At 41.5% G+C, this 12,623-nt stretch carries 13 protein-coding genes; 9 read left to right on the forward strand and 4 right to left on the reverse strand.

Annotated features, from left to right (window positions below; genetic code table 11):
• Window positions 1-45: 45 nt before the first annotated feature.
• The 4 genes from GXK58_RS15685 (at window position 46) to GXK58_RS15695 (ending at window position 2,592) form a co-directional block, all read left to right on the forward strand.
• Window positions 46-1,293 carry a C40 family peptidase gene (locus GXK58_RS15685; protein WP_160724104.1) on the forward strand — a complete coding sequence of 416 codons (1,248 nt, stop codon included), beginning with the start codon at window positions 46-48 and terminating at the stop codon, window positions 1,291-1,293.
• A gap of 121 nt (window positions 1,294-1,414) precedes the next feature.
• Complete coding sequence (locus GXK58_RS27570; protein ID WP_272928158.1) at window positions 1,415-1,549, forward strand: hypothetical protein; 135 nt, start codon at window positions 1,415-1,417, stop codon at window positions 1,547-1,549.
• A 162-nt stretch (window positions 1,550-1,711) separates the two neighbouring features.
• A complete protein-coding gene (locus GXK58_RS15690) occupies window positions 1,712-2,029 on the forward strand; it encodes a hypothetical protein (protein WP_160724105.1) in 318 nt (105 codons plus the stop codon).
• A 125-nt stretch (window positions 2,030-2,154) separates the two neighbouring features.
• A complete protein-coding gene (locus GXK58_RS15695; protein WP_337248190.1) occupies window positions 2,155-2,592 on the forward strand; it encodes a hypothetical protein in 438 nt (145 codons plus the stop codon).
• 339 nt (window positions 2,593-2,931) lie between these two features.
• On the opposite strand, the gene ftsZ is transcribed toward GXK58_RS15695, so the two are convergent.
• Window positions 2,932-4,137 carry a cell division protein FtsZ gene (gene ftsZ / locus GXK58_RS15700; protein WP_160724106.1) on the reverse strand — a complete coding sequence of 402 codons (1,206 nt, stop codon included), beginning with the start codon at window positions 4,135-4,137 and terminating at the stop codon, window positions 2,932-2,934.
• Window positions 4,138-4,528: 391 nt separating this feature from the next.
• Between ftsZ and GXK58_RS15705 the strand changes: the two genes are divergently transcribed.
• Window positions 4,529-5,083 carry a MerR family transcriptional regulator gene (locus GXK58_RS15705; RefSeq protein ID WP_160724107.1) on the forward strand — a complete coding sequence of 185 codons (555 nt, stop codon included), beginning with the start codon at window positions 4,529-4,531 and terminating at the stop codon, window positions 5,081-5,083.
• Window positions 5,084-5,223: 140 nt separating this feature from the next.
• Window positions 5,224-5,520, forward strand: coding sequence for a hypothetical protein (locus GXK58_RS15710; RefSeq protein WP_160724108.1), 297 nt, complete (start codon window positions 5,224-5,226; stop codon window positions 5,518-5,520).
• Between the two features lie 23 nt (window positions 5,521-5,543).
• Here the strand turns inward: GXK58_RS15710 and GXK58_RS15715 are convergent, their stop codons facing one another.
• The gene (locus tag GXK58_RS15715) at window positions 5,544-6,314 is read right to left on the reverse strand and encodes a 3D domain-containing protein (protein ID WP_160724109.1); all 771 of its coding nucleotides are present in this window, start codon (window positions 6,312-6,314) and stop codon (window positions 5,544-5,546) included.
• Window positions 6,315-6,610: 296 nt separating this feature from the next.
• Window positions 6,611-6,799 (reverse strand): DUF2187 family protein, encoded by a 189-nt coding sequence (locus GXK58_RS15720; RefSeq protein ID WP_237389690.1) that lies wholly within the window; start codon window positions 6,797-6,799, stop codon window positions 6,611-6,613.
• Window positions 6,800-7,598: 799 nt separating this feature from the next.
• Here GXK58_RS15720 and GXK58_RS15725 point away from each other — a divergent pair.
• Complete coding sequence (locus GXK58_RS15725; protein ID WP_160724111.1) at window positions 7,599-9,230, forward strand: SWIM zinc finger family protein; 1,632 nt, start codon at window positions 7,599-7,601, stop codon at window positions 9,228-9,230.
• Between the two features lie 415 nt (window positions 9,231-9,645).
• On the opposite strand, the gene GXK58_RS15730 is transcribed toward GXK58_RS15725, so the two are convergent.
• Window positions 9,646-10,692 (reverse strand): NAD(P)/FAD-dependent oxidoreductase, encoded by a 1,047-nt coding sequence (locus GXK58_RS15730; RefSeq protein WP_160724112.1) that lies wholly within the window; start codon window positions 10,690-10,692, stop codon window positions 9,646-9,648.
• Window positions 10,693-10,900: 208 nt separating this feature from the next.
• On the opposite strand from GXK58_RS15730, the gene GXK58_RS15735 reads away from it, so the two are divergent.
• Window positions 10,901-11,746 (forward strand): ABC transporter ATP-binding protein, encoded by an 846-nt coding sequence (locus tag GXK58_RS15735; RefSeq protein WP_160724113.1) that lies wholly within the window; start codon window positions 10,901-10,903, stop codon window positions 11,744-11,746.
• Window positions 11,697-12,620: an iron-hydroxamate ABC transporter substrate-binding protein gene (locus GXK58_RS15740; RefSeq protein ID WP_160724114.1), complete on the forward strand. Its 924-nt coding sequence runs from the start codon at window positions 11,697-11,699 to the stop codon at window positions 12,618-12,620. The genes GXK58_RS15735 and GXK58_RS15740 overlap by 50 nt, the downstream gene beginning before the upstream one ends.
• The last annotated feature ends 3 nt before the right edge of the window (window positions 12,621-12,623 follow it).

Below are 12,623 nucleotides of genomic sequence, written 5' to 3' on the forward strand. Positions count from 1 at the left end.
GGTAAAATTAATAAAAAAATGAAATTTTGAGGTGAATTTTACTACATGAAGAAAACCATCGTTCGAACTCTCTCGACAACAGCTCTCTTTTCATGCGCTTTTGCCGGCTCCGCTCTAGCCGCTGAATACAAGGTGCAAAAAGGGGATACTCTATCAGAAATTGCTTCTAGCCATCAAACGACTGTGACCAATATTAAGAAGTTAAACGGTTTAAAGTCAGATGTGATCTATGTTAATCAAACGCTCCAAATTTCGTCTGCTGCACCAACCACTTCCGTCAAGGCCGTTCAGCAGACTACTTATAAGGTTGTAAGCGGCGATGCTTTAATTAAGATTGCCAACCGTTTTGATGTGACGGTCGGTGAACTCCAGCAGTGGAATGGTTTGAAGGGCACTCTCATTTACGTGGGGCAAGTCCTAAAAGTTTCTGCTCCTGGAAAAACAGTAACCGTTACGACACCAACAGTGGCAGCTCCAACGACGGCGAAAACTACGCCAACAACAACAACTGCTACTACTGTTTATACCGTTAAAAGCGGCGATTATCTAGGAAAAATTTCTAAACAATATGGAATGACTGTATCGCAGTTGAAATCACTTAATGGTTTGAAATCGGATTTAATCTATGTAGGACAAAAGCTGAAGGTCACTGCCAAGAAAACTAGTGCACCTGCTCCAACTATAACAGCTCCAACAACGCCTGCACCGACTACAACTAAGCAGCCGGCATCAGGCACAACCGGTACCTATGTGGTGAAAAGCGGGGATACGCTTGGAAAAATTGCACTCGCTTATGATATGACTGTTAGTGTATTGAAATCTCTCAACGGCCTGAAGTCAGACAACATTTATGTTGGGCAGAAACTTAAGGTTACAGGGACAACTACAACGGTTACCGCACCAGACTCAACACAGCCGCCGACCACTGATGCGGCCGCTAAGATGGTTTCTATTGCTAAGAGTTTAATAGGGGTCCCTTATGTTTGGGGCGGCAGCACGCCATCCGGCTTTGATTGCAGCGGATTTATTTATTATGTTGCCAATAAAGCGGGTAAATCACTGCCGCGTACTTCGGCAGCAGGCTATTATGACCGCAGTTATTATGTAAATTCACCTAAGGCCGGCGACCTTGTATTTTTTGAAAATACATATAAACAGGGAATTTCCCACGTGGGCATTTATCTTAACGAAAACGAGTTTATTCAGGCTGATTCCACCCACGGGATTAAGATTTCTAATTTAAATAATCCATACTATACTTCTCATTTTGCGGCATTTAAGCGCCTTTATTAAGAAAAACGGAATAATAAAATCTATTTTTATAAAAATCTCTCATTTTGGGAGATTTTTCATGTATAAAAGAGTCATAGATTGGGAATAGTAGTAGTAAGACGTTCAAAGGGAGATGTGAGAAATGAATGATCAATTACTACTATTATCAGAGTTTGCTAATGAAGATGGATTTGAATTGAATAATTATCTTACTCATTTATTTGAACAATTCTCTACTCTATCAAACAAAAATGATATAAATACGGAGCCGGCCTGATCAGAGGCTGGTTTTTCTTTTGCCGGGCGTAATGAAGAGTTATGGGCTTACTAGCACTTTGACATCGCCCGAAATCAAAATGTAAATATTCTGTCACTATAATAACGTTGATGTTAGACATTTGCAGGTATACACTTTACTTATTATCGAGGAGTGATTAAGTTGAAAGCAGTACTTGTAAATGAGCTAACATTCAAGAAAAAATTATCGAACATTGAGCAATTTTCAATCAAAGACTTCCTATTTAGATGGGTTGGTGAGCCAGCAGAAGGAATAGATGATTTTCTCCCACTTGTGTACACAGAAAGTGTCTTTGCGAAGATGGAGGCAAAACAGGAAACAGCTTTACTCATTAATGGGGATGAACATTTCAGATATGCGACCATAACAGAAGATAACCAAATAGTTATCGGTGTGTTAGATTCAGAGGAAGAATTAAAGCATAGAATCCTTTCTCTGGATGAGTTATTAACTAGGTAAGCACTCATAGGGTGCTTACTTCTTTTTTTGTGATATAGGTAAATAGGCTAAAGGAAAATAGCAGGATTTACTTTCCGCCGTTATTTTTTAAAAATAAAGAGAGAATGCTGTTTGGAAAGGTAGTGATGGGTAAATTGCTTTATATATGGGATATTGAGGAAATCATTAAAAATACTTTGCTAGAGCACAGATTGAATCTTAATTATGAATTGAACAATCAACTACCTGCACCCATGAGTTTTAACGTGTCGACCAGTACGATTAAGTTTAATTATCTGCAAATCAATGGATACGTAGCCAATATTAATTTTAAAATAAAAGAGAGCGATGAAGACTGTGTGAAACTCATTCTTTATCATCAGCTCGGCTATTATTTGGATTTTAAGAAAAACAAACATGATTTAAGGACTTTAATGTATGGCGGGGATGAAGAGAAAGAACAGCTTCGCGCTGTAATCGAAAGGAATTCTTGGGTATACGGCAGAACCTTGGTACCTGAGAGACTCTTAAAATCATATGATAAAGTACATACGATAGATAAAATGCTGATCAAAAACTATTGAAACAAAAAATTCCTGCCTTTTACATTGGCAGGAATTTTTTACTTTGGGTCTGTTATTATTCATTGTTGATTTTCGTGTATGTATAAGGATTCATAGACGGAGAATTTCCGGCTAATGTATAAAGAGGAAGCTTAAGAGGCAGATATAAGCGGAGATATTCCGATTAACTGCTCTAATTAAGACAAAATCCAATGTTTTGGATAATATAAACGGAAAAATTCCCTTTATTTCTAAGGAAATATGGGTATTTCCCAATTTAAACGGAATTTTACCGTTTATTTTTCAAACACAGTAAAATTAATTTTCAGTTATAACAGAGCCTTTATTTTAATAAATGAATCAAAATCGCCGTTTTCGATTGCGCAGAAACGTAGGAACATCCAAAGAATCTTCTGCGTTTTCCACTTGTCGGTCATACCTTTGAGCGGGTTCCACTTGGCGGTCATACCTTTGATTCGGTTCCACTTGGCGTTCATACCTTTGAGCGGGTTCGCCGTGGTTTATTAGAGAAGGTTGTCTAGTTCTTTCCCTGCGATAGGGATTAGGCATACTCTCCTCTGTTGGTACCGGATCATTTTGTATGACCATACTCTCTTTTTCACTCACTTGCTCCGTAAATCCAGTGGCAATGATCGTGACGATAATTTCATCCTTTAAGTTTTCATTAATGACGGAACCAAAAATCATATTTAGATCCTCATGGGAAGCTTCAGCAACGATCTCTGCTGCCTCCTGGACTTCAAACAGACTCAGATTGTGACCGCCCGTGATGTTCATAATTACACCTTGTGCCCCATTGATGGATGTTTCCAGGATTGGACTATTTAACGCTTTCTGAGCCGCCTCGGCCGCACGATTGCTGCCTGTCGCCATACCAATTCCCATTAAGGCCGTTCCTTTATGGGACATGACCGTTTTCACGTCAGCAAAATCAAGGTTAATTAACCCTGGCACTGCCACTAGATCGGAAATTCCCTGCACGCCCTGGCGAAGGACCGCATCTGCTTCACGGAAAGCCTCCAGTACAGGTGTATTCCGTTCTACAATCTCCAACAAACGATCGTTTGGGATAATGATTAACGTATCCACTGCTTCCCTCAAGGCGTTTATTCCGATTTCCGCATTCAACGCCCGCTTCTTGCCTTCAAATTTGAAAGGCCTCGTGACCACCCCAATGGTCAGGGCTCCCAGCTTTCTGGCAATTCTAGCTATGGCAGGCGCTGCACCTGTACCTGTGCCGCCACCCATTCCTGCCGTAACGAAGACCATGTCAGCGCCTGATAACACTTCTTCAATCTGACTTCTGCTTTCTTCTATCGCTAGTTTTCCTATCTCGGGATTCGCTCCTGCTCCTAAACCCCTTGTCAAGGATGTACCGATTTGCATCTTAATCTCTGCTCTTGATTGATTAATCGCTTGGGCATCTGTATTAACAGCAATAAATTCTACGCCTTCCACTCCGTCTTCGATCATCCGGTTCACGGCGTTGTTCCCGCCGCCGCCGACACCGATTACTTTAATCGCGGCCAATTGGTCCATATTCATGATTCATCCTCCTTGTTTTCCATACTGATTTGTTTTTGCCCAAATCGAGGTTACTAGAAGAACCTTCCTACTCTTTTCCGAATTTTCAATCTCTTTGGTTTAGTAGATTACGATATAGAATATTTTACCGTTTATTGTGGCTAGTCTTTAGTCTAAGTAACACTACTAAAATTGTCCAGTTAAGTCTGACCTACTTTTTAAAAATGGTTAATATATCACATGTTTCATTACTAGTGTGTGATAGAAGATTAGACTTTTATTAAGTGAAGGTAACAGCCCTTTTACAATTAGGTTATTATCCGTTCGTTCGACAACTTTCAAAAATATTCCTTGTTATAATAGGGTTAATTTAAAAGGAAATAGATTTGAAACTTAGCGGAGGTGTCATGCGATGAGTGAAATATATACACCTAAAAAAGTTCAAGACTTGCTAGGAATTGATAGTAGTACTTTACGGAAGTATGCCACTCTCTTGGAAGGCCAGGGATATTCGATCCACCGTAACACGAAAGGGCATAGAGGCTATTTTGACAAGGATGTCAGCACTCTCCGCCAATTGATAGAATTCAATAAGCAAGACGGAATGACCATCGAACAGGCCGTTATTACTGTAATGTCAGGGGTTTCTGAGAAAGCTAGTACGGGCACTGATACGAAAATAGTTATGCTAGAGTCTCCCGCTGACCAGGATAGTAAGCCGGATCGCAGCCATGATGAGTTATTGGAACGGATCGAACATTTGGAGCAAATAAACCTAGATTTAATCAACCATTTGAAGGAGAAGGCTGTACGGGAAGCTTCTTTAGAAGAGAAGCTGAATCAGATTTTAAGATATGTAGAACGTACTGAGCAATGGGTGTTGGAACGGAGTAAAATAGAGGAAGAAACAAGAAATCAAATTGCTGCCGCCAAACAGAAGAGATGGTGGATGTGGTGGCGTGCCTAGGAAAAGTTAATATAACCCTTAATTGACCAAGGGCATTGTTTTCGTGAGCAATGCTTTTTTTGTCGAGAAATTTTTGTTATAAAACTATTCATATGGTGAAAGCTAGTAAGAGATTATGGGTTTCCATAGGAGTGATACGGTTGAGGAAAATAAATGAATTAGCGGATTTATGCTGGGAGGGATTTAGTTTAAAGCATGTTTCTTGTAAACAAGTGGTTATTCCCTATCTATTATTTTTAAGCCTTACCTTCCTATTTGAGCTATTTTTAGCTTTTCTGTTCATTTTATCTTTATTTCTTTTCCATAGCTTTGGTTACAAACCAAATGTTCTTTATTACATAAGCGGTATGATTTTAGTTCTTATGTTAACCATGACGATTCCATTGTTAATTACAGTCATAAAAGGAAATAAGCATGGGACCGGTTCTCCTGCTTAATAGAAACCGTCCCCATGCTTTGATTATTTCAATATTCTTACCTTCACATTTTTGCGGCCCCATTGAAGAGCTTGTTTTACAGTCGGGAAAAGCACATCGATTTTTCTTCCTTTAATGGCACCGCCTGTATCACCGGCAATCGCCTCTCCATAGCCTTCCACCCAGACTTTCGTTCCGAGCGGAATCACTTTCGGATCGACCGCAATCAGTTTCATGTTTGGATTTTTACGAACATTGTAGCCTGCTGCTGTTATTCCGCTTCTAGATTCGTTTGGTGTGTAAGCAGTGGATTCCACAATGAACTCTGCTGCTGCTTTTACGGCAGTTTTCACTACAAATTGCTTACTAACGTATCCTGTCCGGCCATTATAACTAATTTGATACCAGCCGTTTCCAAGGTCCTTTTTTACACTGACCGCTTGTCCTCTTCTTAATGTACCAATCCGAGCGTATTTCGTGCCAGCGCCGGAACGAACGTTTAGAGAAGTGGCATTGACGTAATAGGTTCCTGTAGTTGTCGTGGTGCTTGGTTTTGCCGTGCTTGTTTCTTTTGTATATTGTGAACTTACGTAACCTGTTTTTCCTTTATAGCTAACCTTTAGCCAGCCACTCTGACGGCTCTTCACGGACAAAGTCTGACCATTTGTTACTTTTCCAATGACTCTTGAGCTTGTAGCAGGACTTTGTCGTACATTCAATACATCTGCATTGACAACCGTAGCCGCTTCGGCTGACGCCGTAAATAGACCGAACCCAATAAATGCGGCAGTTGCCATACTAATTATTTTTTTCATATGTATGTATCCTCCAGCATTTCACTTTTTTTCCATTATAACAATTGCCCCGTCGAAAAAACGAGAATCATAGAATTATAAAGAAACTGTAACCCTTTTGAAATATTTCCTCGAAACTTGGGGTTTTTAAATGGGGCTTGTTGGAATTATTTGATGAATTGGAGGAAAAAGCTGAAAAAAAGGCGGAATAAAATAGAAAGTGCGCGGTAAAAGACAGTTAATTAAATAACTTCAAAAAATGGATAGCCTTATCTGACTATCCATTTCTGCTCTTTTTCTGAGATATCTCGGCACGCCTATGCCAAAACTTTATAATTTTTGTGTGCTACGACTGTTATATTTTCTTTAAATTCCAATTCCGTATCATTTTCGGTTATTCTCGTAATCACGGAATTATCGTTGACCTTCTTGACGATCCCCTTGACTCCATTTTTAAAAAAGATGCAATCGCCTACTTCTGCTTTCTTTTTGGCCTTGAATAACAAACGAATCCCTCCATAAACCTTGTCTTGTGTGAATCCCATTCTAATAAAAAATAATTATCTAAATCCATTGTTTTACGGGTTTTTAATAAAAAAGTAATTTCTGTCATTTATGATGTCGTAATTTACAGAATTCCTCCCTATTTTGAAATGAAGGGTGACCTTATTGCAATTAATGTCACAAAATTAACATATATATCGTCTCTCTTTTCTGAATACTTTGTGTTATAATTACTCTAACAACTTATATATTTATTAAAGTTGGTGATTTCACAAAAATATGACGGAAAGAGGGAATGAATCATGGATAATTGTATTAGATGTGGAGAAGAATTAGCTCTTATGGAGAGGAACCGCGCGGAATGCTGGGATTGCAGAGACAAAACAATGGAATCTTATGCTGAAGCAGACGAGTAAGCAAAAGTTAACCACCTTTCCAAACATCAAGGTAAACACCACTTCCTCGAGTATACTTCAGAACCGAGTTGTTACCATTTAAGTTTTCACGCTTAAGAAATAGCCAATGAATTATCATGCCATTGGAGTTCGATCGAACAAGTATGAAACTTATTACATCTTCCAAACAATGACGTATACAACTTTTTTCTACATTACTCTGCTCCTCTTTAATAAATTCTAATAATGAAAGATACGGATCCCACTATAATGGTGGGATTTTTCATTTCTACTCGGAAAAATTAATTTCCGGGTTTTTTTTGTTTGTAACGGACTCATTAACTTATTTCGATTTTTTGGGTATAATGAATGAATATGGATTTTTTTGAAAAAGGGGGTCGCGGCTATGGAGTCGACGCCTGCTAACGAACAATTGGAGCACTTCGAGATACAGTTACAAGAGATGCTGATCCCAACCGAAGCGGAGGATGCCAAGCTTGTTCAAAAGGGATTGATGCTCTACCGGCAAGGAGTAGTGAAGCAATTACAAATATGGAATGATAAAATCACCTCAATGGTCCAGGACGTCAATAACGTCCATGTAAAACTGGATTTAGTGTTCGCCTCGATGAGTACGTGTACCTGCCCTGAGGAAGGTTTTTGCCGCCATCAGATGGCAACCTTTTTTGCGTCGTTTTCCAAGTTTGGCAGTGTCAGTGACTGGGTAACCGCATGGCGCGAGCCGGCACGTGAGCAAAAGGCGGTTCAGGACTGGGGCATGCAGACTGCAAAGGATTTAATTAAGGCGAACGGTGTCTTGAAGCCGGACTACAGCCGCTGGGTTCATTCGTTTGAAGTCAGCTTTGATACGCTGCTTGCTTCGAAAAAGTATTCGAGCCCATTTGTGATCCCGGAATTGTACGGTATTTATGAGCGCCGCGTTCATGCGAGCGCCCCGGTTGAACAGGAATGGCGCTTGTTATATGAGCTGGTTGCGATCGTGGTGTCGTTCAGGAAGCTGGCTGCGTTGAGCGAGTCGCTTGGTCATGATGAGGACACCGTAAGGCGGGCCTACTTGCATGTGTTCCACAATTTGATGGACGATGCGGAAGATCTTTCTGTTAAAATTGGCGTGCAGTCGCTGCCGTTTGCGTTTGATGAGTTTATTGAGCGGCTCAAGGATGATGCGTTTGACCTGCTCCGTTGTGCGAGTGGATTAGAGTATGAGCGTATCTTTTTGTATCGACTGTTGTGGGTACAATTTTTCAAAAGGAAGTCTTGGCGTGAGGAGGAGCTGACGAAGATCAAGGATGGCCTGAAGGCTCTTCAGGATTGGGAGAATCCGCTGCCGATGATGGTAGCCGGGGTCCACTTGAATCTGCTTGTTGGCGATGATGAGGCCGCGATGAAGTTGATTGGGCAGTTTGCCGATGAGGAGATTGTTCCTTATATGCTGTTCTGGATTGAGTATTTGTCCGCGTTGAAGGCATGGCGCCGCGTTGGGGCGTTGATTGAGTTATTTTTACAAAAGGTGAAGGCGTACTTGTTGGCATTGGGCGGCTATCATAGTTGTGTGACGTTTGCCCGGAATGCGCTTAAGGCGGTGGCCGCTTATTGTACGGAGAATGATCGGGTCGATTTGTATGAGCGCGGTTTGCTGGTGATGCTGCCGTACAGTTTTGGTGAGTATGAGTATATGTTGTTTGAGCGTAAGCAGTATGACCGCTGGGGCGAGCTTCAAGCGTTCGTCGGGCTGGATTTTTATGATTTGCCGAAGGATCGGTTGAAGGTGATTGAGAAGGAGCGGCCTGAGGTGCTGCTTGGGATGCTGCATCAGACGGCACAGCGGGAGATTGATCAGAAGAATCGGTCGAGTTATAAGATGGCGGTGCGGCATTTGAAGAAGCTGCGGACGTTGTATAAGAAGTTGAAGCGTGTGGATGATTGGGATTATTTCATGGAGACGCTGATGGAGCGGACGAAACGGCTGCGGGCGTTTCATGAGGAGTGCCGCAGGAGTAAGTTAGTTGATGTTTAAAAAGGAATGTCAGCGAGCGAGCCGATTTATTTATATCGGTGGGCGAGCTGGCTTTTTTTATGCAAAGTGCCGATAAACTTGGGAAAAGTGCCGATAAATCCAAGAAAAGTGCCGATAAGTTCCTAGGATTGCTGATATAGTTTATCGAAGAGTACACGAAAGTTTGCTTATTTTTTAAAATCGCTGATATGTTGGCTAAAACCGCTGATAAATCCCAGAAAACGCTGATATGTTTTATTGCAGAGTTCGCGGCAGTTTGCTTATTTTATAAAAATCGCTGATATGTTGGCTAATACCGCTGATAAATTCCAGAAAACGCTGATATTTTTTATAAAGCGCTGATAAGCTCAATAAAAACGCTGATAAGTGCCATTTATATGATTCATTCCAAGGCAACTACCTGCCCATCTACCGCTTATTTTATCAATTGCCTCACCAATTCCTTATTCCGCTGCTTAAACACCTCATTATGAGACGAAACCATCGCACTTTTTTCCGCCTCAGGCTGGATAAACTTCTTCGCCTTATTCACCGCGTTAGCTGCATCCTGAAAGGCGCCGGCAATCAACTGGACTTTCCCCTCATACATCAGGATATCCCCCGCCGCATATAGTCCGTCTACCGAAGACTCACTCGTTGCATTCCCGGCAATATAATAGTGATCCGCTAAGGCAATATCCAAGCTGCTAGTTTGAAGTAAGGCGGCATCAATTTCAAAGCCATGATTAATGATGACTTCATCAATCGGCAAATAGGTAACCTCCCCTGTCTCATGATTAGTCAGTTCGACTTTTTCAATGACATCATGATCACTGTTTGCCACCAGTTTTGTAATCGACGTATTCGGCAGGCAAACCGCGGAGCTGTTTAATAATTGGGTGGCCTGGGCCTCATGGCCTTTAAGTGCGTCCTTCCGATAAGTGACATACACCCTCTTCGCAATTGATTCTAACTCATTTGCCCAATCGACCGCGGTATTTCCCCCGCCTGAAATAATGACGGTTTTATCTTTGAAGTGGCGCAGTGATTTGACGGTATAATTTAAATTAGTCACTTCAAACCGCTCAGCCCCTTCGATCTGGAGCTTTTGCGGTTTTAAAATGCCGCTTCCGATCGCGACGATCACCGTTTTTGAGAAATGCTTCTGGCCTGAGGCTGCTTCTAAAACAAACACTCCTTCTTCATTCCGAGTGATCGACTCCACCTTTTCATTTAACACGACCGCAGGATTAAACGTTAATCCCTGCGTGATGAGCTGTTCCATTAGTTTTGCCCCAGGTATGGGTGTCTGCCCGCCCACATCCCAAATCATTTTTTCCGGATAGATTTGTAACTTCCCGCCTAATTGCGGCTGGAATTCGATTATTTTTGTTTTCATTTCTCTTAACCCACTGTAAAAAGCAGAATAAAGCCCTGCAGGTCCTCCCCCAATGATTGTCACATCAAATAATTCCACTTGCACTGCACCTCCCGTTAAGATTTATATTTATGTTCATTTTTCTAATTGATAAGGATTATCACTTAATTTTATTCTAGTTGAAAACGATTATCAATATCAACTATTTTTTTAATTTTTCTAAAAGTTGTTGACAGAGGCTTGTTCGTCAACATATAGTTATTAACGAAAATGATAATCATTATCAATTAACCGAAAGTTAAGGAGGTACACATTGGTCCGATTATATACAGATGATTTATCAATTGGTTATGGTGAGCAGCTTATTGTCGAAAATCTTAATGTTCAAATACCCGATCGTAAAGTAACTGCGATCATTGGCTCGAATGGCTGCGGAAAATCCACTCTTTTAAAAGCGATCACCCGGATTATTTCACAACAATCTGGTGCGGTGGTGTTAGACGGTAAAAATATTTCGAAGGAAAACACCAAGATTCTCGCCACCAAAATGGCGATCCTGCCGCAGTCACCAGAGGGTGCCAGTGGCTTAACCGTCGGGGAGCTGGTCTCCTATGGGCGCTTTCCCTATCAAAAAGGCCTTGGCCGATTGACCAAAAGGGATGTGGAAGTGATTGATTGGGCGCTTGAGGTGACAGGCACCATCGACTTTAAGTTCCGCCCTGTCGATGCTTTATCAGGCGGGCAGCGGCAGCGTGTTTGGATTGCGATGGCTCTTGCACAAGAAACAGAGATTATTTTTCTAGATGAACCCACCACCTATTTAGATATGGCCCATCAGCTTGAAGTGTTGGAGCTCTTGCAGAAGCTGAACATCGAACAGGGCCGGACCATTGTGATGGTCCTTCATGATTTGAATCAGGCCGCCCGCTTTGCCGACTATATGATTGCCATGAAAAAGGGTCGGATTGTGAAAGCTGGAAATTGTGAAGACGTCATGCGGCAAGAGGTGCTTCAAGAGGTTTTTCAAATCGATGCCGAAATTGGCAGAGACCCACGCACAAATAAACCGATGTGTATAACTTATAATCTATTAAAAGGAGTCTATCAAAATGAAAAAGCTATTATTCCCGTTTATCCTGCTCTTAGTGTTAATGGTTAGTGCTTGCAGTCATTCTTCTTCGGAAGAGAAAGCTAGTACCGCCGAAGCAAAGGAGGAGCCAAAAACTTTTACATATCAATCAGAAACCGGACCTGTTGAAGTACCCACCCACCCGAAACGTGTCGTCATGCTCTCTGGCTTTACCGGTAATGTCCTTTCATTAGGAGTCAATGTAGTTGGCGTCGATACTTGGTCCAAAACCAACCCTACTTTCAAAGAAGAGTTGAAAGATGTTACTGAAGTATCTGAAGACAACTTGGAGAAAATTATTGAATTAAATCCAGATTTGATTATTGGGCTATCCACTGTTAAAAACGTCGATAAACTAAAAAAAATTGCCCCGACGGTCACTTATACATGGGGAAAATTGGATTACCTATCACAGCATGTTGAAATCGGAAAACTATTAAACAAGGAGAATGAGGCTCAAGCCTGGGTGGATGACTTCCAAAAACGCGCCGAAGATATTGGGACAGATATCAAGGCCAAAATAGGTGAAGATGCCACCGTCTCTGTCATCGAGGCATACGATAAAAACCTATATGTCTACGGCAATAACTGGGCACGCGGAACGGAAATCCTATATCAAGCGATGAAATTGAACATGCCCGAAAAGGTTAAGGAAATGGCGCTGAAGTCCGGCTATTATACGATTTCTGCCGAGGTGATTCCGGAGTATGCCGGGGATTATGTAATCCTTAGCAAATACGCGAATGCCGATACGTCCTTCGAGGAAACGGAAACCTTCAAGAACATTCCGGCGGTTAAAAATAAGCAGGTTTATGAAATGGCGGGTGATGGCGCTTCCTTCAGTGATCCGGTTACCTTAGAAAAGCACCTCAAATTCATCAAGGAATCATTTTTAGGAAAATAAAAG

Source organism: Bacillus sp. USDA818B3_A, from assembly GCF_009928415.1.
Taxonomy (GTDB): domain Bacteria; phylum Bacillota; class Bacilli; order Bacillales; family Cytobacillaceae; genus Neobacillus.

What these genes read in the sequence shown, in the direction of transcription:
- GXK58_RS15685 (WP_160724104.1), top strand. Translation starts at nt 46, where the DNA reads ATGAAGAAAACCATCGTTCGAACTCTCTCGACAACAGCTCTCTTTTCA.
- GXK58_RS27570 (WP_272928158.1), top strand. Translation starts at nt 1,415, where the DNA reads ATGAATGATCAATTACTACTATTATCAGAGTTTGCTAATGAAGATGGA.
- GXK58_RS15695 (WP_337248190.1), top strand. Translation starts at nt 2,155, where the DNA reads ATGGGTAAATTGCTTTATATATGGGATATTGAGGAAATCATTAAAAAT.
- ftsZ (WP_160724106.1), bottom strand. Translation starts at nt 4,137, where the DNA reads ATGAATATGGACCAATTGGCCGCGATTAAAGTAATCGGTGTCGGCGGC.
- GXK58_RS15705 (WP_160724107.1), top strand. Translation starts at nt 4,529, where the DNA reads ATGAGTGAAATATATACACCTAAAAAAGTTCAAGACTTGCTAGGAATT.
- GXK58_RS15715 (WP_160724109.1), bottom strand. Translation starts at nt 6,314, where the DNA reads ATGAAAAAAATAATTAGTATGGCAACTGCCGCATTTATTGGGTTCGGT.
- GXK58_RS15725 (WP_160724111.1), top strand. Translation starts at nt 7,599, where the DNA reads ATGGAGTCGACGCCTGCTAACGAACAATTGGAGCACTTCGAGATACAG.
- GXK58_RS15740 (WP_160724114.1), top strand. Translation starts at nt 11,697, where the DNA reads ATGAAAAAGCTATTATTCCCGTTTATCCTGCTCTTAGTGTTAATGGTT.